Consider the following 25,675-nt stretch of genomic DNA (forward strand, 5'->3'; position numbering starts at 1 on the left):
GCTAAGTTTAATTTACTTTTTGTCGCAGAGGAATCTCGATCGCAAATTCGGAACCTTCTCCCACTACAGAATTGCAAGAAAGCTTGCCGCCGTGTTTTTCTACTATAATAGAGTGCGAAATCGCCAATCCTAAGCCAGTTCCTTTGCCAATGGGTTTAGTAGTGAAAAACGGGTCAAACAAGCGCCTTTGCACATCTTCGCTCATCCCAGGGCCACTGTCAGCTATCGATATGGCAACGCTGTTATTGTCGGTTACTTGGGTGCGAATCGTAATTGCGAGATTTTTGGCGGTGCGATCGGATTTCTTCATCTCCATTTCCAATGCGTCTAGCGCATTGCTCAATAAATTCATAAATACTTGATTTAACTGACCGGGATAACATTCAACTAAAGGCAAATTACCGTATTCTTTAATCACATTAATTGTCGGGTGATCGGCTTTATGTTTCAGGCGGTTTTGCAAAATCAGCAGTGTGCTTTCAATGCCTTCGTGAATGTCAACTTGTTTCTTTTCGGCTTCGTCAAGTCTTGAAAAAGTTCGCAGGCTCAAAACTATGTCGCGGATGCGATCGGCTCCGACTTTCATAGATGCTAAAATTTTCGGTAAATCTTCAACAAGATAATCAATTTCCAAATCTTCCCTTGCATCTACAATTCTTGCGCTAGGCTGCGGGTATTCTTTCTGGTAAAGTTGCAGCATTTTCAGCAAGTTTTGAGTGTACTCGCTGGTGTAGCTGAGATTGCCATAGATAAAATTAACCGGGTTGTTAATTTCGTGGGCGACACCTGCTACTAACTGGCCCAAACTAGACATTTTTTCACTTTGAATTAATTGAGTTTGGGTGCGTTGGAGTTCGCGCAAAGTTTCTTCTAGCTGTTGAGTTTGAGCTTGAGCTAGTCGGGCCGCTTTGCGGGTTTGGGTGTAAAGTTCGGCGTGGTCGATCGCGATCGCAATTTGAGCGACCACCGCTTGCATCAGTTCGACTTCCGATTCGCTCCAATTTCGCACGGACATAGCCTGATAGCAGGTAATCACCCCCATATCGCCGGAAGCAGTTTGAACTGGCAGCGACAGCACTGAGTTAATTTTTAATGCCTGGAAATTTTCGCGCGCTTCTGCATCTTCACAAGTGCTGACATCATCAATTCGCAGAATTTCTCGCCGCAAAATCTGCCGCCTGGGGACACTACATTGGTCGTCTACAGAATAAGTACCGAGTAAACTCGGCAAATCAGCATTCTTCGCTTCGCAAACTATTTCCCAAACCGGAGGATTGCTGTTGGGGCGATACCAAATGAAGAGGCACCAATCTAGGTGCATCAAATTGCGAATTTCTTGAACTGCGGTTTCTAAAATTGTGTCTAAATCTAAAGAATTGCGGATTTGGTTGGCAATTTGATTTAGCAGTTGTTCTCGCTGAGCTTGCTGCCTGAGCGCTTGTTCCGATCGCACTAAAGATTCTTCTGCAAGTTTGCGATCTGTTAAATCTTGGATCACTGCTTGGATAATTTTTTCATTTCCCACCTCGATGATTGTCAGCACGACTTCTGCAGGAAAATCTGTACCGTCTAAGCGCTGGTGAACCCAACCAAAACGGTGGTTTCCCCGCTCAAAGGCGATGGCTATCATTTCGTTAACCATGCTCAAAGAATCTCTGCCGTTGGGTTGAAAAGGAGGCGAGAGTTTGCCAGGGTTTTGGCCGTACAACTGTGGCGCTGCAGTGCAGCCGAATAGTTTTAGAGTGGCTGTGTTGGCATGGGTGATGGCATTGTCACCTAACATAAAAACAGGCAAACTGGTTAATTCGTAGAGCGATCGAAATTTAGCTTCCGACTGCTGCAAGGCGGCTTCTGTTTTCTTGCGATCGGTAATGTCGGCAACCATTGCCAAAGCGCCCACATAGCCTCCTTCTTTGTCTGCCAAGGAATTAGTAGAAACCATCGCCCACAAGTCGCTGCCGTCTCGGCGACGGAACTTAAAATCGAGCTGTTCGCGAATTCCTTCACGGCGACGTTCGAGGCTGATTTGTGCGATCGCGATACCTTCTGCATCCATGAAAGCAAATAGCGGCTGTCCGATCATTTCCTCTGAAGTGCAGCCGAGCATATTAGCCATTTTTTGGTTGACAAAAGTAGTTTTACCCTCCGTATCTATCATCCAAATTCCTTCATCTGCAGTCTCGACAATGCACCTGTATTTGTCCTCGCTTTCCATTAGCGCTTCTTCTGCTAATTGGCGAGCCGTAATGTTTTGAGTCATTAGCAATCCGCCGATAATTTCTTGCCGTTCGTTTCTGACTGGCAAAGCATAACCGAGGTAAACGCGATCGCTGTAAAAAAATTCTGTAACAACTGTTTTTCCTGCCAGTGCCGCCCGATAAGTTGGCTCGATATCAGCGCAAACATCTGGCTCGAATACTTCCCAGATTGTCTTGCCTTCCATCAACTCTTTGGAAAGCCCGACTGCTGCTAATTCTGTACCTTCTACCAGGGTGTAGCGCATTTCTCGATCGAACAACATCACCGCACCGTTAGGAAAGTTGCTTGCCATAGTGCGGTAAAGCTGTTCGCTTTTTTGCAGCGCAGCTTCTGCTTGTTTGCGATCGCTAATGTCAACTACAACTGCACCGATGCCGATCGCCTCGCCATCTTTGTCTAGCAAGGGAAAATAAGAGCCTGTCAGGTGTCGGACAAACCCAGGCTTTCTGGGATTGTCACCACTCATCTCGATATTAATTAAGGGTTGTTTCGTCCTCAAAATTTGTTCGTACAAAGGCTCTACAATCGGAGCGATATTCGGCAATATTTCCCGTACAGTATTGCCTATGTGTTCTTCAGGACTCAGGCAGTTTATTTCTGCTAGAAATTGATTGATTTGCAGGTAGCGCAATTGCGAGTCCAAAATGCAAAGTCCCGCCGGCGCCTCCTTCAAAAAAGCATCAAATAGTGATTGTCTCTGTACTAATTCTTGTTCTAAAGCTTTGCAAATGCTGAGATCTGTTAAAGAGCCAACCATCCCCACAACTTCTCCCGTTTTGTCTTTCAATAGCGAAAGCATCAGGTGCGAGGAAATTTTTTCTCCAGATTTACTGCTTGTTATAACTTCTATTTCATGCTCGCCTTTTTCTTGTAGCGGCTTGATGACTTGCTCTAACAAAAATTCGTGCTGTTCGGGCGGGTAAATTAGAGAAATGTGCTGTCCGATAGCCTCAGTTTTTTCATAGCCGTATAACTTTTGACAGGCTTGATTCCAAATGGTGATCGAGCCGTCCATATCTGTAGAAATTACCGCCTCGTGCACTTGGTCGATAATTTGACTTTGGAGACGTAATTTTTCTTGAGTTTTTTCCAGTTCGGAGATTTTTTCTTCGAGTAGTTGCTGAGTTTTTTCCAGTTCCTCCGTCTGCTTTGTCAGCAATTTTTCCATATGTGAATTGCCCTGCAAAAGCGCAGATTCCAGGGGAGCGCTATTTTGATCCCGATTATTAAAGATTTCTTCAGCGCTCAGCCAAATCGCGCACTCTCCCCCTGTTTCAATTGCCCGCTCGGAAACTCGCACGGGTACGAGATGGTTATTTTTATGTTTGTATGCTGCTTCGCACAGGTGCGTATGGCTATTTTTTACTTGACATTCTAAATATTTTTCTGGGGGCGCGCACTGCGTTTGCTGAATTTCCCAGTAATTGAGGTGAAGAGTTTCTGCAACTGTGCGGCCGATAATACTTGCAAAAGCTGGATTTACGTCGAGAAAAGTCCCGTCCGTCCGGCACAATGCCAGCCCGATAGGGGACAGTTCTAACAATTGACAACGGGAGCGATCGCGCTTGGCTTTTCCTAACTGGCTTTGCATCTGACCTAGCTGGACTTGGTTTATTTAATTATATCTTTATTATCTTGTTTATTGCTGTGAGTTTTATCCTTGATTAAGGAAGAGAGAAGAAGGAAGAAGGAAGACTTCCTTCTTCCTTCTATTAATCGCGGGCAATACCTTCGGATCGGGCAGCCAACTGCACTGCACCGGCGACTGCAATGGCAACTCTTTCGTCAAAAACAGACGGTATAATGTGTTCTTTGTCAAGCTGAGAAGGACTGACTAAAGAGGCGATCGCATAAGCTGCTTCCAAATACATACTGGGCGTAATCGTGGTTGCTTTGCAGTCCAAAGCGCCTCGAAATATCCCCGGAAATGCCAAAACATTGTTAATTTGATTTGGGTAATCGCTGCGTCCGGTTGCTATGATCGCCGCATCTTCCATAATTAATTCTGGCTGAATTTCAGGAATGGGATTTGCCATTGCAAAAACAATGGGATTTTCGGCCATCGAACGCACCATTGACCGGGTGAGAACGCCGGGGGCGCTGACGCCTAAAAATACATCGGCACCGGCGATCGCATCTTCCAAAGTACCGCTCGAAGGCACAGCAAATTCTAGTTTTTCTGGGTTCATATCCGTGCGGTCTTGGGAGAGAACGCCTTTCGAGTCGCACATGATGATGTTTTCCGCACCTGCTTTACGCAGCAAGCGGGCGATCGCAACTCCGGCCGCACCGGCTCCGTTAATCACGATACACACTTCTGCGATGGTTTTTTTGACGAGTTTCAAGGCATTAATTAATGCTGCCAAACTGACAATCGCAGTGCCGTGCTGGTCGTCGTGAAAAATGGGAATATCTAAGGTTTCCCGCAATCTTGCTTCGATTTCAAAGCAGCGGGGAGAAGAAATATCTTCGAGATTAACGCCGCCAAAAACCGGGGCGATATTCTGCACTGTGCGAATAATTTCCTCGGTATCTTGGGTATTCAAACAGATAGGAAAGGCGTCAATACCTGCAAATTCTTTAAATAGCATGGCTTTGCCTTCCATGACTGGCAGTGCGGCGGCAGGGCCGAGGTTTCCCAGTCCCAAAACTGCGCTACCGTCGGTAACAATGGCAACAGTATTTTGTTTGATTGTGAGGTTATAAACTTGTTGCGGGTCATTGGCGATCGCAGTGCAGATGCGGCCGACTCCGGGAGTGTATGCCATGGCCAAATCTGACTGGCGTTTGAGGGAAATTTTGCTAACTACGCTGATTTTTCCGCCGCGGTGCAAGTTGAAAGTGCGATCGTACACGTCGATCACTCTGATATCTGGCAGTCCTTTCACTGCTTGCACTATTTCTTCATTGTGCTCGATGCTGGAGGCATCGACGTTGATATCGCGAACGGTAGTGGCGCGGGTTTGCTCGATCAAGTCGATTTGGCCGAAGTTGCCACCGACAGATGCGATCGCACTGGTGACTCTTGCCAGCATTCCCGGCTGGTTCGGCAGAGCAACCCGAATTGTTAAACTAAAGCTGGGATTTGGTGTCAGTTTTACCATGATGCCTTGATTTCAGATTTGAGAATTTCAATCTTAGATTTTATCGCCAATGTTAGGCATAAAATTTAATAATTCAAATTTTCAACTGAAATTTTTAACAAATTCTATGAGCTTGTGGTACGATCGCTCTGTACTGCCAGGGGTGGCGCTGGAAAACAGCTCTTTTTTTCAGTAAAGCTTTGCTTTGTTTCTAGGTGGTGACTCTCCTACAAACAGTCTATTTTCTGTCAATTTCCCAGGGAACCGCGAGTATGAAGCGCGGGGGTAGAAACCGGGTTTCTGAGGTAAAGCTGCGGAACTCTTATCTATTTTTGAGAATATTTCTGCTTATTCTGAACATCACCAGATATTTCGCAAAAATCTATTTTCCAGCGATACCGCCGAATTCCTACTGCTGTCTTTTGAAGCTAGACACCCAGGAGAGTTGATGCGGCTTTTTGGTGGCCTTTATTGGGAATGTAAAAAGTAGATGCACGGCTGTTTGAGCCGGCAGGTAAAAATCTGAGCGACTGACAAGCGGGCCTTTGATATATATTTTGTCTGCTTGTTTAACACTTGCCAAGGATTGCGAGTGCAACCTTGCAAACGATCGAATTACCTACACGCTTTGCCCGATAATTCCAGGGACTGTAACTAACAGACAATCTACCCCGCGCCACCACGAGCACAGCTTGGGCCGAACCGTGTTGAGTTGCTGGTTGCTAACTGTCAATTTTACCGATCTGCCGCAGCATCGGCCCATATAATTGTAAAGAATTTGCAAGCCAGACAATCTGGGGGAACTTTTTCTAAGTCTTGCAGATCTACCGGTTGCTCTGCTTCGCTGCCGGGGGGAACTATGCACAGGGCAACTTGTCCGACTCCAGCCATGAGTTCGGCAACTCGCTCCAAAATACTGTCCATTTTTTTCATTAGTTGCTCTGCTGCATCGAGACTCGGCGCGATAATGAAAAAGGTTTTGACTCCATCGGGACAGGGGGCGAAGCCGAGGGTACAGTCTCGTAATAGTGCTTCGGTGGAGAGACTGAAACCGTTGTAGAAGCGATCGATTACTGCTTGATAAAAGGCGATTGTCAGAGAGCGATCGCCAAAAATTGGTTGAGATAACATAACTACTTCCTTTCGTAGGATTTTCGGGTGCATTGAAAAAATTTTAACATACCTTAATGTAAGCGATTTAACTAAATGATCTAGCGATCGAGATCATGGACTTGATGTGACATTTTTTAATTTGTGTAGCGATCGCAACTGTGATAAAATGTACTCTGTGCTATCACGGCTAATGATTTTGATCGCATCCGCAGCTCAAAGCTAAGTACAAAATTTCCTACTAGGTGAGGAGAGGGGGATAGGCCCAGAGGGAGAGAACCAGAGGGAAATTACCTAAGTAGTAAGAGTATTATTGCCACAAAGTGCTTAATCTAGAGTTTAAAATAAACATCCAATCAAAATATTCAAGATGAACTCGATCGTCCAACAGTTAAAAGCAAAATTTGAAAAAGCATTCACCGCTGCATTCGGCGAAAGTTATGCAGGTGCAGATCCGATGCTAGCCGCCGCCAGCAATCCCAACTTTGGGGACTTTCAGTGCAACGCCGCGATGAGTTTGGGGAAAAAGTTAGGAAAGCCGCCACGGGCGATCGCCTCGACAATCATCGAAAACCTAGATATTACCGACATCTGCGAAACCCCAGAAATCGCCGGGCCAGGTTTTATCAATTTGAAGCTGAAACCGGCTTATTTGGAAGCGCAAATTAGTGAGATCGCCGGCGACTCGCGTTTGGGGATTGAACTCGCCAAAACGCCTCAGACAATCGCGATCGACTTTTCGAGTCCGAATATAGCCAAAGAAATGCACGTCGGACATTTGCGATCGACAATCATCGGAGATGCGATCGCCCGCACCCTCGAATTTCAAGGCCACGACGTACTCAGAATCAACCACATCGGCGACTGGGGCACCCAATTCGGTATGCTGATCGCATACTTGCGCGAAGTTCACCCCGAAGCCCTCACAACCGCTGACGCCCTAGACTTAGGAGATTTAGTCGCATTTTACCGCCAAGCAAAACAGCGCTTTGACACAGACGAAACCTTCAAAGAAACCGCCCGCCAAGAAGTAGTAAAACTGCAAGCAGGCGCCGAAGACACCCGCCGCGCTTGGAAATTGCTGTGCGATCAATCGCGCCGTGAATTCCAAGTAATATACGATTTGCTCGATATCAAATTAACCGAACGCGGCGAATCGTTTTACAATCCATTATTGCCCGCCGTAGTGGAAGATTTAACCAATCTAGGTTTGCTAGTAGAAAGTGACGGCGCAAAATGCGTTTTTGTAGATGGTTTCACCAATAAAGAAGGCGAACCGCTGCCGCTAATCGTGCAGAAAACCGACGGCGGCTACAATTACGCCACAACAGATTTAGCAGCAGTGCGCTACCGGATACAAAAAGACAATGCAAAGCGCTTAATTTATGTTACAGATTCGGGACAAGCGAACCATTTTGCCCAAGTATTTGCAGTAGCGAGAAAAGCCGGTTGGATTCCTGATGATGTCGAAATTGTCCACGTCCCCTTCGGTTTGGTATTGGGAGAAGACGGCAAAAGAGCCAAAACTCGTTCTGGGGATACAGTACGATTGCGAGATTTGCTCGATGAAGCGATCGTCCGCGCCACCAAAGATTTGGAAGACAGATTAGTCACAGAAGAAAGACAGGAAACTAAAGAGTTTATAGCTAACGTAGGTCACGTAGTTGGTTTGAGTGCAGTTAAGTATGCAGATTTGAGTCAAAACCGCGCCAGCAACTATGTATTTAGTTACGACAAAATGCTCGCATTGCAGGGAAATACCGCTCCTTATATGCTGTATGCTTACGCGCGCGTGCAGGGAATTCGCCGCAAAGGTGAGATTGATTTCGAGAATTTAGATGCTGGTGCGAAAGTAATCTTGCAGTCTGATGCAGAGTTAGTTTTAGCCAAACATTTATTGCAGTTGAGTGAAGTTGTGAATGCTGTGGGCGGCGATTTGTTGCCGAATCGGATTTGTCAGTATTTGTTTGAATTGAGTCAAAAGTTCAATCAATTTTTTGAGCAATGTCCGGTTTTGAAAGCTGAGGAACCGTTGCGGACATCGCGGTTGATTTTGTGCGATTTGACGGCGAGGACTTTGAAATTGGGTTTGGAGTTGTTGGGGATTAAAGTATTGGAAAGAATGTAGTTTTTTAACCCCTTAAAAGCTTTAGTGTGCGTGAGGCAGTCAATATTTGAATCTCGATGATCAGACTATTGGCACTGACGCACCGCCCCAAACAGTAATTTATAAATTTTACAGTTCCCAGAAATTATTTCGCTTTTTCCGATATTTTCCTTTATGTTTAAAATTTGGCAAGTCTCTCTCTGCATAGTTGAGATTTTGGCGAAGCATTGCAAGGCTTTCCTGACAATAAATAGTTTCAGGATGTTTCGAGCCTAACTTTCGCTGAAGAATTTTAAAAAGTCGTAGCATTAGGGGTTCTGCTTCAGTATAGCGCTCCTGTTTTAAATAAAAAACAACTAGATTATTTAGGCTGTTTTTGACCTGGATATGATCTTTTCCCAAACAGCTTTCTCTGATTTTAAATGCTTTTACAAACAAAGGTTCCGCTTGGCTGTAGTGACCTTGACAGTCATATAAATAGGCTAAATCGTTCAGGCTAGTTGCCACATCAGGATGCTCTTCTCCTAGCCAGCGAATTCTTATTTCTAAAGCTTGTAAATGCAGAGGCTCTGCTTCACTATAGCGACCTTGAATATCATATAAATGTGCTAAATGATGCTGAACCGTTGCCACATCAAGATGTTCTTCTCCACAAAATTTTTTTCTCAGTTCCAAAGCTTTGATAAATAATAATTCTGCTTCATTGGGACGACTTTTGTCCAGGTAGAACAGCGCTAGATTATTCAGGTGTGTTGCTATATCGGGGTGATTTTCTCCCACCAACTGCTTTGTTATTTCCAAGGCTAGCTTATAAAATTTTTCAGCTTCAGCGTCGCGTTGCTGATGCTTGTAAATACGTGCTAGATAGTTCAGTAAATTAGGCAAGTGGTTAACATTGCTAAAATCTTGGCTCTCCTTTATAGCTCGCATTAATACAGATTCAGCTTTGGCGTATTCATATCGTTCAAAATAAAGTGCTACCAGATGGTTCAAGCAGGTTATTAGAAGGGTTTTGTCTTCTTCACGCCAGTATTTGCTTAGCTCTAATGCTTGCAAATACATAGTTTCAGCTTCATCATAACGACCTTGAACGTTGTACAGGCTAGCGAGATTGATTAAACTGATTGATACGCAAACATTTTGTTCTCCGAGTAAGCGTTTGTCTAATTCCAAAGCTTCTACTAATAGGGGTTCAACTTCGCTATAGCGACCTAGAGCTTTGTAGGCGCAAGCCAAATTGCTGAGGCTTGTTGCCACTTGGGAATGCTCTGACCCAAAATGCGATCGAGTTACGGATAGACATTGCTCAAACCAAGGTAATGCTTGAGCATATAATCCTTGACCTTGATAAAATCGACCCAAGCCTACAAAAGGCACTGTTAAATACTTGTCATTCAGTAAATCCCTTAAATCTTTGTCTTTGGCTATCTCTGCCACATGGGGAATAGCAGGGGCAGCTATTTGAATCCGCTGATAGGTGGGTGAGTCAGGGATTTGATCCGCTACTGCCCATGTGGCGTTTACAAATGCTTCTTTAAGTTCATTCACTTCTATTGACTCTTCTCGCTTCCCCCTCAAAAATTCTCGAATTAGGGGATGCAAACGACAGGCTGTATCACTCGTAGACTTTAGCAGATGGCAATTCAATAAATCTGCTCTAGCTTCTTCCAAAAGTTCTAAATCAATTTCCTCATCTTCTGAGGTGAGCAGATAATGGTATGCTCCTTTCACTAGCCACCAAGGAATGTCAGCTAAGGCAAATAAACTCAGCATACAGCCCAATTTTTGGGCGTTTTCATATAATCGCTCCCAACTCAACTCAAAGGCAGCAGCTACACCCAATTGGGCAGTCATTGTCGGGTCAGGTTTTTGGACAGCTATGTGTCTGAGTCGCTTTTCCTCCAGTAAAGACAGCATTGCCTCCAACGACAAATCCCGGCGATTATAAAGATAACACCCCACTAATTCCAACCCCAAGGGCAAATAGCCAAGCCACTCACATATTTGTTCGGCAACATCTAATTCCTGTTGAAAGCGATCGCCATCTTCAATCAGCACTTCCAACAGTCTCAGTGCCACCTCTGCTTTCAGTTCATCCAATCGCAAATACGCCAAACCTCGCCCCAACTGTTCCCGCGATGTAATCAGCACCTTAAACCCAGATGATTTTGGTGGCAGATAAGGCTTTACCTCCTGCTTGTAGTCTGTGACATCATCGAACGCAATCAGCACATCTCCCGATGGCCAATTTTGCCAGCAGTACCTCAACTGATTTGGTAAATCAAAATCCTCTGGCGGCTTCAGGTTTAAGAGACTCCGCGCAAAACTAACAATTTGAAGCCCTACATCTCCATTTCTGACATCAATCCAACAAACACCGCCTGCAGCGTCACCTAACCCCTCTAAATGTCGCTGCCCATAGCGATCGGCAAGTGCCGTTTTGCCAACCCCGCCCATGCCAATAATCGCGACAGCAGGAAGATTCTTCTGTTGCTGGAACAACTCATCCAGCTTTTCAATATCCTGTTCTCGCCCTACAAACTCCACCACACTGCTGCGAGTAAGATTATCGTATTTCTCACGCCTCGGTTTGGCAAAGACTCGCTCCTTGTCCCTCAGAATGACATCGCACTCTTCTGGAGTTGCCGGAAATATTTCCTCATTTCGCCTGATAAAAACAGTGCCAGCAGAATAGGTTTTACTCGGTGTTGTTAAATCTCTGATCGTCCGGTGTAAATGGGGACTCGGCGGGATAGAAACCACGAAAATATTTTTGCCATCTATCTCGACTGTTTCACAGTGAACATCTGGAATAGGAGGCTCACAGGCAGGGTTAACCCTTTGCAGAATTTGTTTGGGGATTAGCGGGGTGCTAACATCAAATAAATCTCTAGTACCATCAGGCCTTAACTCATCCCCAACCCCTATAATTAGATAGCCTTTTTGCTCAGCGGTGTTAACATTGCCATTAGTGAGTGAGAGAATATCTCTGATGAACTCATCACGTTGCTTGGCATAATCTTTATCGGAGTGTTTGAGTTTGTGCAGTTCCCGTTTGAAATCTAATTTCAAACCTTCGGGCTGGCTGATGAGTTGTCTAAGCTGCTGAATGTCCATAGTTTATGTCCTCTTGAAAATCGAGCATTTACGGCTTTTTGTTAACAATTAAGGTATCCAATATGCCTTTAAACATTGTTACGACAATTTGGCGATCGTTATCTCTGACAAAAATATCGTAATTGGGGCTTGAGTTAATTTCAATCAACCAATATGCTCCTTTTGTATCTAGCGCGATGTCAATCCCAGCATAATTAATCGCAATTTCAGCAAAAACAGGTTTAACAAAATCTTCAATCTCAGACATGAGATTGGGATTAATTATATGTTTGGCTTTTGCACCTTCCCAGTGCAGCGGGCTTAAATTGCCCGCAAATTTAGCCTGAGATTTGTCCTTATCGTACAGCAAAACTAGCTTTTCTTTACAGAATACAGCCCGATATTCGTGGGCAATTTCGATATATTCTTGAGCTAGCGCCACATGGTCATAATCTTTGCTGTTGACGTTAAATATAATTTCTAGGGCTTCTTTAATTTGCTCTGTAGTTTTACACAAAAAAACATTGTTGCCACCAGCACCGCGATTTCTTTTGAAAATCACCGGGAAAGCGAATTTTTGGTTTACTTCTAAAACAATTGATTCAATATCTGGGAAACTCAAATACTTTTTATACTTCTCCTCGCAGTGAGGCGAGACAAAACCGAGAGTTCTGGGAGTATTTATTTTGCCGTTTAATAGTTGATAGGTATATTCTTTATCTTTAAAAATCTCTGCTACTGACGCGCTGTTAAATGGCGTCATGTAATTGACAAAATAATATTCTTCGCCGCCCTGTTTGAGTCTAATCAAGTTTTGGGAATGGTGCAGGATTTCGTAAGGGATATTTAATTCCTCACAAGCTGCCAGCAGGATTTCAATATTGGTTAGCATAAAATGTAACTTAATTAGAAATTAAATTTAAAGATTTGAGATTAGAGAATCGCTTCCCAATCTCAAACCTCAAATTATCGCAATTTTATCCGAACAACCGCTGCTGTCCGTTTGCCGCATCTTTCCCGGCATAAATCTCGCGCGTTCCCTTGGGAATGTAAATCCAATCGAATTCTTGCAAGCGGTTTGTCAAATTGGAAATGCTCACTCCCAATTCATCTCTCATTTTGTATAAATGCGACCACTTTGTTAAATCGCGTCCCTGTCTTTTTTCCTCCAAAATACACCGAGGCATCAACAAACAGCTTGCAAAATATTGCGCTTGCCATTCGATCGACAAAACCTTATTATCAGCACTCGCACCCCGACAAACAAACGGTTCCTCGACATCAGACGCCGTTTGTCCTTGATTACCTAAGTTTAATTCCAACTGTTCCACAGTGCCGTCTGCTTCGTCTTGATTGACGTGTAGCACCCAGTGGCCGATTTCGTGGGCGATCGTCGATTCGATGAAACCCGGCGGTTTTTCGAGAATCTGTTCGTTGATTTCGATTAACCGCTGCTGCGGCAAAATCCTCGCCGCGATCGCACCTTCTTCATCCGGCTCAATGCACTCCCAAACTACGCCCAAATCCAGAAAATCAGCAACGGTTGTCGCATCAAAAGGCCATCTCGGAGCAAAATTTTGCGTTTTCTGCATCTGCATCAAGATGTCATTTGCCAAACGCTCGATCGTTTCTTTGGGATAGAAGCAATACGGCTTAAAAATACTCACTATGAGGGGCCTCTCTTACGCTTCAAAAGACTGTTTGAGCCAATCTGGATTTTCTTGCATCCGCCGGAAAAGAGCCTGCATTTCCTTCGGATTCTGCTTCAGTAGCGCTTCGTACTGCTGCGGCAGCCTCCCCGCCAAGAAAATCAATTCCTCTTCGTTTATGTCTAGATTTCGCGCTAATGCTCGGATTACCTCCTCTTTTGGCGCATAATCCGCTCGATCGTTCTCCAACTTCGACAAATAAGTAAAATCCACACTTAGCATAGCTGCTAGCTCACGTTGTGAGTAAGCTTTGTCCTTGCGAGCTTGACGGATCAGTCTTCCAAATGTTTGTTCCACGGTTTTTCGCCTCCTGACAAGCATTCTAGCCTGTTTTGATGAAAAGTTCAACAAAATACTTGACGGGAAAATCAACCCACGCTACCATGAGGTTAGTTGACGGTTTAATCAACCAGTTAACCCTGACTGGTAGGGTCAAGGGTGCAAATTAGCCTAGCTCACACGCTACATATAGCGTCGTCAACTTCAGAGGAGTGAGAAGCGCTGGGCGTCAAAACGCTTGTACGCAGCAAATAAGGAGGAGCAGATCGCAAATGCTGAGAACCTGGACAGACACGCATTACAAGCTCGAAGACGATGACTGGCTATACATCGCCACCCACGAAGAACAAAGCTCAGCCTCACTGGTTTGTCCCGGCTACGCGCGGGATGGCGAAGGCTTCAGCATCCACTTCACCCCAGCGCACTTAGAAACGTTAGAGCATTTGCTCGCCGCGCTGCGGATTATTAAAGCTCAACAAGAGGCGATGCTTGAGTATACCTATCCCGAACCAAAAGCAACAACACATCTGATTAGGTAATGGAAGGAAGAAGGAAGAAGGAAGAAGGAAGAAGGAAGAGGGAAGAAAAATAATTCGATTGTTGTGAGTTCCCAATTCCCAATTACCGATTCCTAATTGTCAGAACATAAATCAATAACTAAGGAAAAACGAACAATGACTACTAAAACACAAGAAAGACCTACATTTTCAGTATTTGGTGCCAAACCGAGCAATGCTTTGCTAGTACCGGAAATCCCGATCGCAGTCCGTAACAATTGCCAAAGTGGCCAATGGGCGATCGGCGATACAGACTACGGTTCCAAGTGTTCCATGACAATCCTCAAATTCTCCAAATTCTTCGGTTCCCTCGGTCAAACTTCGCACACATTGTGGGGTCAACTGTGGTTTGTCGCAGAAAGTGGCGAATTGCCGCAAGGAGTAGTCATGGTGACATACATCAAAAACCGCAGCTTGAACGATTTTAACCGCTTAGTAGCATCAGTTCAATCTCGCGGTGTAGAACCTGCAACCGGAATTTTTGTTCCCGAATTTGTCAAGCATTCCGGCCAGAAACCTGACGAAAGCGGAGTAGTAAAACCGATTAACTACTACAGCTTGAAATGGTCTTGGAACGAGCGGAAAGATTGGGCGGTTATCGACCAAGCCGCAGCAGTTTTGTCAGATTCTAGCAATCAATCGCGGATGATTGACTTAGAAGGAACAAAAGCTATGGTGTGTTTAGATAACCTGCCGGCGCAGCAAGTAGCCTGCTTGATGGCTGCTCACGCTGGCGGTGAAAGCGATGCTATGGCTTTGAATTCCAACGGCAGTATGTCGCTACCGCCAGCCGAAGAGCAATTAACTGCTGACTTGTTCTAATTTTGTTGTAAAGGCGCGATTTAATCGCGCCTTTACCATAACTGTTACAACAAAGTGAAATGAAGAAATTAACTAAGCTGAAAACCAAACCAAACCTGCAAGAAAGTCGTTTGAAAGAGAATCTTGAGCTGCTCGACCAAATTCGGACAAATGCAGTTAACGACATCGAAAGTCTCACAGAAGATTTCCAGCACATGACTTTAGTTGCCGAATCAGTGCAGCGGAATTACCGAGCTTTGTTAGCCGAAAATCAGTTGCTAAAAGGCGCACTTTTGAGTATAATTGATGAGTGCGGCTGCTGGGAAGGAAATCGGTGCGATCGCTGCTGGAAACTTCTCAAAATTCTAGCCAGCGATAATCCCGAAGAAAAACCCGACGCAGCCAGAAAATACCAAGCCATTCTCAGCCAACTCCGCAACTTAGAATAACTGAAAACCTTTCAGTCACAAGTGTCTAAAAATTATAATCAGGAGAAGCAAACATTATGACAATAGCAACTGCCAAGGATAGCAAAGCCAAAATTTTGCAAAACTTTCAGCAGATTTTAGCCGCTCACAACAAGATCGAATCCAAAGTAGAAACAAAAGAACAGTCAGCCGAAAAAGCTAAAAACAAACAAGTCCTCGAACTCGCCTCCACCTACACAATTGACAGCATCGTCAAAGGCTTGGCAGACTTGCAATTAGATTTCGGCAGCATCACCAGCGGACTTTCCGAAAAACTGAAGGCGGAATCTTCAAAATTAGATGAATTAAAACGCGCGATCGAAATTGAAGCCCAACAATTGCAAGAGTTGCAGCAAATCAGAGTTGTAGCAGACGCCCTCCACATTTTAACTCAAGAGCACCGAGAAAAATTGACTCTGCTCGAACAAAACAGCGCCAACCAGCGCGAAATTATCGAAAAAGACACGACCCAAAAACGCAAAGTTTGGGAAAAAGAACAGCAAGCTTTTGACATAGCAATTCAAGAACAGATTGCACTAACAACAAAAGAACGCCAGCGGGAAACAGCAGATTATCACTACGAATTAGAACGCACCCGCAAAGTCGAAACTGACGAATACGAAGAAACAAAACGCAAACTAGAACGGGAATTGCAACAATCTACTCGCGAAAAAGAGAAAAACTGGGTAGAACGCGAACAAGTCCTGAGTGACAATCAAGCGGAGTTTGAAGCAAATCAAAAGAAAGCCGCCGGATTTGAAGAAGAACTCAAACAGACTTATGTCAAAGCCAAAGAAGAAGCAATTCAAGAAGTTTCCCGCGAAGCTAAAGTCAAGGCAGATTTAGTGGATAAAGAATGGGAAGGAAGCAAGCAAGGATATGAATTGAAAACGCAATCTTTGCTGCAGACTATTGAGCGACAAACCGAACAAATTGCCGAAATTTCCGCGCAACTGCAAGCCACGATGAAGCAAGCGCAAGATTTGGCCATGAAAGCTTTTGCCAGCAAAGCTTAAAACCCAGTAAGGTGTGCAATGCCCACCTTACGAAAAAATGACAGAAATTTTTTCAACTATTAAGAAATGAAAAGTCATGAACAAAAAAGTTAGCGACAAAAGCACCAAGGCTGAAATTTTAGAAGCGTACAAGGAAGCAGCGCAAGAAAAAGCGCAGTTGGAATCGCAAATCCAACAGCTAAACGCTTCCCAAAAGCAAACACCAGCCCCAGAAAAACCTATTGTGGATGCACAAAAACCAATGGCTTTAACTCAAAATCCACAAAAAATGCAGTCCACAATTGATAATTTGATTTTGCTGCAATTTAGCTTTGGTGGCGCTGTCAGCGAGTTGTCTGAGAAATTAACTTCAGAAGCTGCTAAAGTCGAAGAATTGCGGCGCACCGTGGGCCAGGAAATTCAACAACTGCAAGATTTGCACAGTTTAGAAGATGTTGCAGAAGATACGCTGGACAATTTAATTCAACAGTACGAAGAAAGCGCGAAAACTTTTGCTGGCGAACTTAGCGAACAGCGCGAAACTGTGGAACAGGAATTGTTGGAACGCCGGCAAGCTTGGGAAAAAGAGCAGGAACTCCAAAAGTTGGCGGTTAAAGAACGCAATGAGAATTACCAAAAAGCTTGCGATCGGGATGAAGAGTTGTATGATTATGATTTGAATCTTCAGCGAAATCTGGACATAGAAGAATACCAACAGCGCCAGAAAAGGCTGTATCAAGAAATCGAAGAGTTTCAGCAAGAACAGGAGAAACAGTGGGCGGAACGCGAAAAATCTATTTCGGAACGGGAAAAACTTTATGCTGAGGTTAAAGCTAAGGTAGAAGCTTTCCCGAAAGAACTGGAAGCTAATATCAAGAACGGAAAAGATAACGGTCGCAATATTGGCAATTATCAAGCTAAAGTTAAGGCTGATTTGTCTGCTAAAGATATCGAAGGGCAAAAGCAAAATTATGAGCTGCAAATTCAAGGGATGTTGCAGACAATTCAAAATCAAGATGCGCGCATTGCTAGCTTGTCGAAACAACTGGATTCTGCTTTGAAACAGGTTCAAGATTTGGCGGTGAAGGCGATTGAGGGCTCGTCGAATTTGAGTTCTTTGCAAGCAGTGAGGGAAATTGCGATCGAACAAGCGAAGACTCAGCAGAAAAATAAGTAATCCGTAGCAGTTTTACGTTTAATTAGGTCAACCTAATTAAACGTAAAACGCGATCGCTGTTAGAGCCGCGACTTCTTTAATAAGTCGCGGCTCTGCGTATTCTGTTTTTTAGGTGGGTTTGCTTAATTAGCTGCGATTAAGGATTAAGACTTTTCGCTTGCAGTAGATTTAGGAAACTTGCACTTTACCTCAACTTCTAAGTTGCTTTCTGCTGAACCTTCAGTAATGTAGGGGATGCCGGCTTTTCCACCCATTTTGATAGCAAATTTAAGTGTTACCTCTTCAACCTCAGCCGCACCGAAATCTTTAAAAGCCGTCACAGCATACATAGCATAATTGCGAATTAGCAGGCGAGCTTGCTGCATCCGATTAAGTGCATCGCTTCGCACGTCTCTCTCCTCATCATAAGGACTATCGTCCTCTGATGTGGCGGCTTCGTCAATTGTGACTTCGTACACTTCACCCTTTTCTTTAAAAGCGAAACGCTGTAATTCTGACATAATGTTACCTTTTGTTAAGTTTATGTAGAGTTTGCTTAAAGATCGAGCTTGCTTCCAGAAAGTTGAGTTATTCTAGCGATAGAATTAAAACAGCAATTCAGGGTGCGTGTCAACTAAGGCAGTATTTGTTTTTAATCCAGGTTGAACTAAATGGCTCGTTACGCCCTTGTTATTGGTATTGCTCAGTATCAAAGCTCCAACCTCAAACCCCTCCCTAAAGCCGCTACTGATGCTGAAGTTGTTGCACGGGTATTAGAGGAATATGGCCAGTATACTGTTACTCGACTGCCGCATCGCTGGAACGCTGAGACCCAACGTTTTGAAGTAGCACAGCAAAAAAGTGTTTCTGCTGATGAGGTATGTGAAGCTCTGCAAAATTTGCTCTTGGAACGAGGTACGAAAAGTGATGTACTGATTTATTTTGCCGGTCATGGTCTGACTTTTTTTGATAACTTGGGGGAGCAAAAAGGAGCATTGGCTACTTCCGACTGTCAGGTGGAAATGGTGGGAAGACAGGTGGTCAATTATAAATACGGGATTGATTTGTCAAGCCTCAATCGGCTAATTAAGAAGTCCGATCTGAGCAGTTTGGTAATGTTGTTGGACTGCTGTCATAGTGGATATTTTCTTGAAAGTCAGCTAGTGCAACAAACTTTAACCGCTTTCAGTACACAAAAGGATTATTATTTAATTACGGCTTGCCGGAGTTTTGAGACGGTAAAAGCTTTGGCTGGGGAAACGCACGCCATTTTTACTGGAGCTTTGCTGAAGGGTTTGGCATCGGAAAATGCTAGTAGAAATGGACAGGTCAGTGGCGATCGCCTATTTGATTATATCAGCAATGAACTTAAGGGCACTCAGTGGGGTCAAGAAGCGATTCGTATGGGCTGGGGCCGCTGCATTACTCTGGTAACGTATCCGCAACTAGAGACTTCGGCTACTGAAATTACTTTCGATCGCAAAAATCCGTATCTGGGACTTTCAGCTTTTGAAGCTGAACAAGAGAAGTATTTTTGTGGGCGGGAGGAAGCAGTTCGGACGCTGATTACTCACCTGACAAATAGCCGTTTTTTATCCGTTATCGGCTACTCTGGTTCTGGCAAATCTTCTTTAATAAAAGCGGGATTGTTGCCACAGTTAAGGCGGGATAGAATTCCTGGTAGCAGTCAGTGGCCGGTTGAATCTTTTACTCCTGGAAAGCACCCCCTCGGAAAACTGGTAAATATTCTAGCTCGACATCAAGAGCAGAATCAGCTTTTTGTAATTTTTATAGATCAGTTTGAGGAGGTATTTACTCTCTGTGAAGATGAAGCCGAGCGACAGAGTTTTATCCGCCTGATCGTAAAGGAGATGAATGATACTGAGCGAAAGAGCCGGATGATTATTGCACTTCGTGGAGATTTTTTAATTCGCTGTGCTAATTATCCAGACGTTTTAAATTTGATCAATCATATTCCGACTACAACTTATATTGTGAAGTCGCTAGGGATTGAAGAGTTGCCAGAGGCGATCGAGAAACCGGCAGAATTGCACGGGGTAAAATTTGAGCGGGGGTTAGTATCCCAAATTGCCCAAGATGTGGCTGGTCAACCGGGAGCATTACCGTTGTTACAATACGCTTTGAAGGAGTTGTGGCGAGTCTGCATAGAAAAACCCGAATCACCAGAGCCGTTACTGACGAAAAAAGGCTATGACGAAATAGGCGGTGTTCAAGGGGCTTTGGAAAATCGAGCTAATGTGATCTACCAAAGTCTTAGTGATGGCGATCGCATTTTTGTACGCAAACTGTTTATGGAATTGGTGCAGTTGGGTGAGGGTACGGAAGTAACGCGCCGCCGGGTTGATTGGGATAGACTGAGGGTAATTGCGGATTCTCCAGAGCAGTTAGAGCGGGTAATTGGGCTTTTGGCTGGAGCGCAGCAGCGTTTAATTATTGTGGATGAAAACACCGTGGAAGTGGCTCACGAAGCTCTGTTGTGTCGGTGGAAATTACTGAGTGATTGGATTGAAGAGGATCTGGAGAATATTCGGATTTCTCGGCGTTTAGAGGTAGCTTGTCGGGAGTGGGAAGAAACTTATGGTAAGTCTGATGATGCGTTGTTGACAGGTGCGCGATTGGCGGAGGTTGAGGAGTGGGAGAAGAGGGTGCAGCCGAATTGGACTGGGGATGAGAGGGAGTTTTTGCGGAAGAGTGTGGGTAGGCGCGATCGGGAGGTGCAAGCTGAATTACAGCAACAGCGGCAATTACGGGAAGCAGCAGAAGCAAAAGCTATGGCGGAATTGGAAAAGTCTATAGAAGCAGAAGCTAGAGCCAAGGCTGAAGTTGAAAAAGCTGAAGAGGCTAGAGCCAGAGCTAAAGCTGAATCGCAAAAAACTAAGCTAGCAGTTAGAGGAGGAGTTTTACTTGCCATGTTAGCAATTTTAACATCGGGATTAGCGGTGTGGGCTAAAGCCGAGAGTAATAGAGCAACAACAAATGAGATTAAGTCACTAACTGAATCAGCCACAACTTTTTTTTCCGTCAATTATCAGCTAGAATCATTAACAGCAAGTGTGAAGGCTTTAAGACTAATTGGGAAGAAACAGGGGAAAGTTCCAACTGCTATTAAAAAAATTATTGAGGAAGTTCGAGAACACAATCGGTTAGACGGACATACCAAGGAAATTAAAGATGTTAGTTTTAGCCCTGATGGTAATATCATTGCTTCGGCTAGTGATGATCAAACTGTGAGGATTTGGGAAAAAGAAGGAAAAGTGTTAGCCGACCTGAAACATACAACTGGTGTGGGAGTGTGGGGTGTTAGCTTCAGCCCCAACAGTCCGAATCTGGCTACTGCTGATACTGATGGTATTGTAAAAGTGTGGGATCTTAAAAAGATTCAGAACAAATCCCATGCCGAAATCCAACTACCAGAACGCGATAAGTTAGATCCTGTAATCCGGCTAAATTTTAGTAGAGATGGTAAATTTATTGCTTCTGCTCATTGGGATAAAACTGTAAGAATTTGGGAGCTTAAAACCAAAAAATTAATAAAAACTATAATAGATAAACAGCATCCATCTGATTCTTTGTGGGTCAGCTTTAGCCCGGATGGTAAAAAGCTTGCTACGGCTAGGAAAGATAAAACTGTAAAAATTTGGTCATTAGATAATAATGCTCCTCCAAAAATTCTTACAGGTCATCGCAAGCTAGTCTATGCTGTCAGTTTTAGTCCCAACGGTGAAATGATTGCTTCTTCTAGTTGGGATAAAAGTATAAAGCTCTGGCAGGTAGACAATGGCAAACTCATCAGGACTTTTGAGGGACTTGATGGACATAGCGATGAGGTTAATGGCATTGCTTTCAGCCACGATGGTAAAATGATTGCTTCTGCTAGTAGAGACCAAACTATAAAGCTTTGGCGAGTAGCCGATGGCAAGTTAATGCAAACTTTTAAAGGACATACTAATACAGTCAATAGTGTAAGTTTCAGCCCAGATGACCAGACTATTGCTTCTGCTAGCGATGATAAGACAGTAAGAATATGGAGCTTAAATAAAATTAGCTTTCCGAATAATGATGTAAATGAAGCCTTGAAAAATAGCTGTAATTGGCTGGAGAATTACTTGATTAATAATCTTAATATTGTCGAGGTTGAGCGACAGATTTGCAACAGATGATTTTTGAGAAATAGGGGTTGACAAAAATCCAAATTACAGATAACATTAATACTTAGTTCAATCAGGTTAGTTAAATATGAAAGAAGTAAAGAAATCCCTCAAAAAGTTAACAAAGCCATCCAATCAGATCAAGTCAGATCCGAAATTGACAAAGATGGTGCAAGATTTTACTTTAGAAATGGAAGAAGGTGTTACAGAGATTTCTCCATCTCAAATAAAAGAAGATGAAGATGGAAAAATTGCATACTTTATAGAAGTTTTTAATGCGGTTTCAAGAAATGATGCTTTTAAGAGTATAATTTCACTTGACCAAATTCGTGCTACTTTAAATGCAGCAATACCCAAGGGGTGTATCTGTAACCCCAACTCCAAAGGGACAATATGCCCCCCCGAAAAAAGCAGTAAAAAATTGGTTGAGTCCTATGTAGAAAGATTGCAAGAGTTGAGAAAATCAGGAAACGAGATTTAAATAATTTAACAGGTTTCTCACTACAGCTAAAAACCGATCGCCCGCTCACCCATCCCACCCTCAAAAACTATACTAAAATCAGCACGCCCAACCATCAAACAGCATGGTACAACAACTCACCCCTGAAACCAAACCAGAAATCATCTACCCCGATCGCGACTGAGCACCAATGGCAGACAAGACCAAAAAATTCCGATGGATTGTCACTATTAAAAACAATCTAGAAATCTTGTTGGCCAGCATCCTACTCAAACTGAACAGGAACGGCAGCGTGCAGAGGAAGCGATCGCCCAACTTGAACAAGAACGACATCGTTATCAAACTTTGCTACAACAAATACAGCAGCAAACCATCGACCCCGACCCTAGTAATTAACAATACGAATCCAACTAAATCAATCTCCTTTAGTCCAGTTTTCAAACTGTCCACTCCCACAAAGTCTTCCTTGAGCCTTAAACCCTATCTACAGCGTTCTAATTTTTAGTAAAAAGCCCGATCGCACTGTTCACTTATCGAAACTGTACCTTCCTCTCCTGACCGCTTCAGTCGCACTCTCTATGCTTTAAGTTAATCAACCAAAAGATATATTTGACTTAGAGGCACTATGCAGAAACAAATCATACGCCAAAAAGATACTAATGCTTGGATACTTCAGTGCTGGGTTTCTTTTATTGTTGCCCTGTCCGCAACTACTGTAGGTATCATTTATTTACAAGTAGACCCCTGGCAAAAAGCTTTTATGGGTATGGGTTTAACTTTTTCTGTTGGCTCGTCTTTTACTTTAGCAAAAACCATTCGCGATAACAACGAGGCAACAACATTAACTGCCAGAATAGACGAAGCTAGAGTTGAGAAAATTCTCGCTGAGCACCATCCTCTCAAATAAATTTGACTATACAATGTATACAAGAAACAGCCCGCGCGGGCTGTTATTGTTGTTTGAGCAACAGGTTTCAAGCTGCGGATGGGAATTGGGGATTTCAATGGCTACCTTTGAACTTACGATCGCCCAACTTATTCTTTTGTCGCTGGCGAATACCGGCCTTAACTGTCGCCATATCCACGGGAAAACCAACGACAGGCATCACCTGATCCTTGCGTTCTTCTTCCAGATTCTTGAGTTCGGTGTAATCAACCCAGTGAATGCAATTCACCGGACAAGTGTCGATCGCCTCAGCAATCAACTCTTCAGAATCCCCGTCTTGTCGAACTACGCGCGATCGACCGTAATCCGGTTCAATATAAAAAGTATTGCGAGCAACATGAGCACAGTGCTTACAGCCAATGCAGGTAATCTCATCAACATAGACACCTTTTTGGCGTAACACGCCGCCCAACTCCGGTTCCAAACCAGAGCGATCGGGCGCATCCCGCAAAAATCCCCCCAACTCCGGCTCTAAACCAGAGCGATCGATTGCTGTATCTATTCCGAGTCCAGAAAGCTCAGACATTTAGACCCCCACAATAGTAAATAAGTCCGCACAGGCGGACTTTGATGAGACAAGATTGCAAAAATCTCGAAAAATTATTAAGCGCACCAGCGTTGCACCACCAAGCGGAGCGAACCGTCTTGATTTTGCTTTTGCTCAGAAATTTGGAAACCCTGCTTAGCGCTTTCATTCACCACAGTATGGTAAGCGTAGCGCTGAGTCACCTTATTCAGAAAACGGTCTACAGACCAAGCTTGCTGCCAAAATTGTAAGTCAGCCACCAATTCATACTCAGTCCCGTTCCAGCTAAAACCTACGTCGTAGCCGTTTTTTTGCTCAATCACGACCTCAGCGGTGCTGGTTAAGCCGCGATAGCCACGCACCTCAGTTGGGCCCGATTTCCAGTCAATACCCAAGTCAGTTAAAGCAGCTTCCAAAGAATTCAAATTGCGGATCTGGGTCTTAATTTGGCTAAAGTGTGACATGGTGATTCCAAAAAAATTTAAGTGAACTCAACAAAAAAAATTACCAATCGCTAAAAGCCACTTGGGCCGTCGCTTCGGCTGACTGATGCAGCGCTTGCGTGAAATATTCAGATGTTGACTCTTGGTGAAGCACCACGCCGAGCTGAGCTTCAATTGCAGCCGTTACCTCAGCACAGGAAGCACCGACAATGCCGGTGACGGTTTCCTGTACGCGGCCATCTGGATAGATCACAAACTCTAGTGTTTCCATAATGCGGGCTGACTGAATAGGAATATTGAGAACAGACACCGACACCAGCAAGCCAGGGACGATGCCTCCTGAAGTTGCTTCTTGAGAGTTGGCTGACTGACAAAGCGCTATATCAATTTTGACTAATTGATAGGTTTTGAGTCACAACTTAACAGAAGTTATTAATAGGTAGAAGCAATACATCAGTTGTATGTAAAGTTTCGCGTAGATCGTGACAGCAGTCAAGTCACTATATATTTAGATTTTAGATTTTAGAGTGAGGAAGAAGGAAGAGGGGATGAACCGCAGAGGGCGCAGAGGGCGCAGAGGGAAGAAAGCAGAAGGTAAAAGGCCAAAGTATAAATTCCCCACTCCCCCTCTAGTTCCCTCTGGGGTCTAAAACGTCTCGCAGGCCATCCCCCAAAAGGTTGAAACCCAGAACAGTCAAGGTAATCAGTAAACCTGGAAACACGATCGTCCAAGGAGAAGAAAGAGCGTATCCGCCCTTAAAAGCATCAGAAAGCATCGTCCCCAACTCAGGAACCGGCGGCTGTGCGCCCAAACCCAAAAAACCCAAACCTGCAGCTTCTAGTGTCGCCGTACCAGTCGAAAGAGTTGCTTGTACAACTAGAGGCGCGAGACTTCCCGGCAAAATGTGGCGAAAAATAATCCGTAAGTCGCTGGCGCCCAAGGCCTTGACAGCCAAAACAAATTCTTGTTCCCGCAGAGACAGCACCATACTGCGAGTTAAGCGGATGTAAATCGGAATTTGCACGAGGCTGACAGCGATAATTACGCTTTGCAGGCTCGGCCCGGTGACGGTAACAACGCCGATCGCCAGTAAAATCGAAGGAAAAGCTAGCAAAATATCCGCCAAAGTGCCGATCGCAATTTCCAGCAACCCCCGAAAATACCCGGCCACCAGCCCCAAAAGCGCTCCCAAAATTAAACCCACACCCACAGAAACCAGGCTGACGAGTAAAGATATTCCCAATCCGTGCCACACCCGCACTAACAAATCTCGCCCCAAACCGTCGGTGCCCAACCAATGCTTAGCGCTAGGAGCCACTAAGCGCGACAAATAATCTCGATCGACCGCCGGATCGTAAGGAGCAAGTACGGGGGCCAACAGTGCCGATATCATCAGCGCTAGAGTCAAAATTAAGCCGATTTTCCCCGAAGTTGATCGCCAAAATCGTTGAAAAGCTGCTTGTGGAAATACTAAGTTGTTATTCAATCTTCGATTTTCCATCGAATGCTGT

21 protein-coding genes are annotated in these 25,675 nt (G+C 44.3%); 9 read left to right on the plus strand and 12 right to left on the minus strand.

Annotated features, from left to right (window positions below; translation table 11 throughout):
- Window positions 1–7: 7 nt before the first annotated feature.
- The 3 genes from QUB37_RS08145 to QUB37_RS08155 all read right to left on the minus strand — a co-directional run bounded on the left by QUB37_RS08145 (window position 8) and on the right by QUB37_RS08155 (window position 6,473).
- Complete coding sequence (locus QUB37_RS08145) at window positions 8–3,850, minus strand: PAS domain S-box protein (RefSeq protein WP_333160779.1); 3,843 nt, start codon at window positions 3,848–3,850, stop codon at window positions 8–10.
- Between the two features lie 121 nt (window positions 3,851–3,971).
- A complete protein-coding gene (locus QUB37_RS08150; RefSeq protein WP_333160782.1) occupies window positions 3,972–5,363 on the minus strand; it encodes a malic enzyme-like NAD(P)-binding protein in 1,392 nt (463 codons plus the stop codon).
- 714 nt (window positions 5,364–6,077) lie between these two features.
- A complete protein-coding gene (locus tag QUB37_RS08155) occupies window positions 6,078–6,473 on the minus strand; it encodes a hypothetical protein (RefSeq protein ID WP_333160784.1) in 396 nt (131 codons plus the stop codon).
- Between the two features lie 349 nt (window positions 6,474–6,822).
- Here QUB37_RS08155 and argS point away from each other — a divergent pair, with 349 nt between their 5' ends.
- Window positions 6,823–8,580 (plus strand): arginine--tRNA ligase, encoded by a 1,758-nt coding sequence (gene argS / locus QUB37_RS08160; RefSeq protein ID WP_333160786.1) that lies wholly within the window; start codon window positions 6,823–6,825, stop codon window positions 8,578–8,580.
- Between the two features lie 108 nt (window positions 8,581–8,688).
- Here argS and QUB37_RS08165 read toward each other — a convergent pair whose 3' ends face one another.
- The 4 genes from QUB37_RS08165 to QUB37_RS08180 form a co-directional block, all read right to left on the minus strand.
- Window positions 8,689–11,676: a tetratricopeptide repeat protein gene (locus QUB37_RS08165; protein WP_333160788.1), complete on the minus strand. Its 2,988-nt coding sequence runs from the start codon at window positions 11,674–11,676 to the stop codon at window positions 8,689–8,691.
- A 28-nt stretch (window positions 11,677–11,704) separates the two neighbouring features.
- Window positions 11,705–12,547 carry a YheC/YheD family protein gene (locus QUB37_RS08170; RefSeq protein ID WP_333160790.1) on the minus strand — a complete coding sequence of 281 codons (843 nt, stop codon included), beginning with the start codon at window positions 12,545–12,547 and terminating at the stop codon, window positions 11,705–11,707.
- 85 nt (window positions 12,548–12,632) lie between these two features.
- Window positions 12,633–13,322 (minus strand): ImmA/IrrE family metallo-endopeptidase, encoded by a 690-nt coding sequence (locus QUB37_RS08175; RefSeq protein WP_333160792.1) that lies wholly within the window; start codon window positions 13,320–13,322, stop codon window positions 12,633–12,635.
- Between the two features lie 15 nt (window positions 13,323–13,337).
- Window positions 13,338–13,661, minus strand: coding sequence for a helix-turn-helix domain-containing protein (locus QUB37_RS08180; RefSeq protein WP_006634885.1), 324 nt, complete (start codon window positions 13,659–13,661; stop codon window positions 13,338–13,340).
- Between the two features lie 254 nt (window positions 13,662–13,915).
- Here QUB37_RS08180 and QUB37_RS08185 point away from each other — a divergent pair, with 254 nt between their 5' ends.
- The 5 genes from QUB37_RS08185 (at window position 13,916) to QUB37_RS08205 (ending at window position 17,640) form a co-directional block, all read left to right on the plus strand.
- A complete protein-coding gene (locus QUB37_RS08185; protein ID WP_006634886.1) occupies window positions 13,916–14,182 on the plus strand; it encodes a hypothetical protein in 267 nt (88 codons plus the stop codon).
- A 135-nt stretch (window positions 14,183–14,317) separates the two neighbouring features.
- The gene (locus QUB37_RS08190) at window positions 14,318–15,022 is read left to right on the plus strand and encodes a hypothetical protein (protein WP_333160794.1); all 705 of its coding nucleotides are present in this window, start codon (window positions 14,318–14,320) and stop codon (window positions 15,020–15,022) included.
- 59 nt (window positions 15,023–15,081) lie between these two features.
- Complete coding sequence (locus QUB37_RS08195) at window positions 15,082–15,450, plus strand: hypothetical protein (RefSeq protein WP_333160796.1); 369 nt, start codon at window positions 15,082–15,084, stop codon at window positions 15,448–15,450.
- Window positions 15,451–15,506: 56 nt separating this feature from the next.
- Window positions 15,507–16,484, plus strand: a complete 978-nt coding sequence (locus tag QUB37_RS08200; protein WP_333160798.1) for a hypothetical protein — start codon at window positions 15,507–15,509, stop codon at window positions 16,482–16,484.
- Window positions 16,485–16,560: 76 nt separating this feature from the next.
- On the plus strand, window positions 16,561–17,640 hold the full coding sequence (locus QUB37_RS08205) for a hypothetical protein (RefSeq protein ID WP_333160800.1): 1,080 nt from the start codon (window positions 16,561–16,563) through the stop codon (window positions 17,638–17,640).
- 143 nt (window positions 17,641–17,783) lie between these two features.
- Here QUB37_RS08205 and QUB37_RS08210 read toward each other — a convergent pair whose 3' ends face one another.
- Window positions 17,784–18,140: a CU044_2847 family protein gene (locus QUB37_RS08210; RefSeq protein WP_333160802.1), complete on the minus strand. Its 357-nt coding sequence runs from the start codon at window positions 18,138–18,140 to the stop codon at window positions 17,784–17,786.
- A 150-nt stretch (window positions 18,141–18,290) separates the two neighbouring features.
- Here QUB37_RS08210 and QUB37_RS08215 point away from each other — a divergent pair, with 150 nt between their 5' ends.
- The 3 genes from QUB37_RS08215 (at window position 18,291) to QUB37_RS08230 (ending at window position 23,155) form a co-directional block, all read left to right on the plus strand.
- Entirely contained in the window at window positions 18,291–21,800 is a 3,510-nt protein-coding gene (locus QUB37_RS08215) for an nSTAND1 domain-containing NTPase (protein ID WP_333160805.1), read from the plus strand.
- A 76-nt stretch (window positions 21,801–21,876) separates the two neighbouring features.
- Window positions 21,877–22,269, plus strand: a complete 393-nt coding sequence (locus QUB37_RS08220) for a hypothetical protein (protein WP_333160807.1) — start codon at window positions 21,877–21,879, stop codon at window positions 22,267–22,269.
- A 604-nt stretch (window positions 22,270–22,873) separates the two neighbouring features.
- Window positions 22,874–23,155, plus strand: coding sequence for a YiaA/YiaB family inner membrane protein (locus QUB37_RS08230; protein WP_172189332.1), 282 nt, complete (start codon window positions 22,874–22,876; stop codon window positions 23,153–23,155).
- 94 nt (window positions 23,156–23,249) lie between these two features.
- Here QUB37_RS08230 and QUB37_RS08235 read toward each other — a convergent pair whose 3' ends face one another.
- The 4 genes from QUB37_RS08235 to QUB37_RS08250 form a co-directional block, all read right to left on the minus strand.
- On the minus strand, window positions 23,250–23,720 hold the full coding sequence (locus tag QUB37_RS08235) for a ferredoxin (RefSeq protein WP_333160811.1): 471 nt from the start codon (window positions 23,718–23,720) through the stop codon (window positions 23,250–23,252).
- 77 nt (window positions 23,721–23,797) lie between these two features.
- Window positions 23,798–24,184: a DUF1257 domain-containing protein gene (locus QUB37_RS08240; RefSeq protein WP_242716193.1), complete on the minus strand. Its 387-nt coding sequence runs from the start codon at window positions 24,182–24,184 to the stop codon at window positions 23,798–23,800.
- Window positions 24,185–24,224: 40 nt separating this feature from the next.
- Window positions 24,225–24,434 carry a DUF2997 domain-containing protein gene (locus QUB37_RS08245; RefSeq protein WP_015176940.1) on the minus strand — a complete coding sequence of 70 codons (210 nt, stop codon included), beginning with the start codon at window positions 24,432–24,434 and terminating at the stop codon, window positions 24,225–24,227.
- Window positions 24,435–24,792: 358 nt separating this feature from the next.
- On the minus strand, window positions 24,793–25,650 hold the full coding sequence (locus QUB37_RS08250) for an ABC transporter permease (protein WP_333160813.1): 858 nt from the start codon (window positions 25,648–25,650) through the stop codon (window positions 24,793–24,795).
- Window positions 25,651–25,675 lie beyond the last annotated feature (25 nt).

The organism is Microcoleus sp. AT3-A2, from assembly GCF_036705685.1.
Taxonomy (GTDB): domain Bacteria; phylum Cyanobacteriota; class Cyanobacteriia; order Cyanobacteriales; family Microcoleaceae; genus Microcoleus.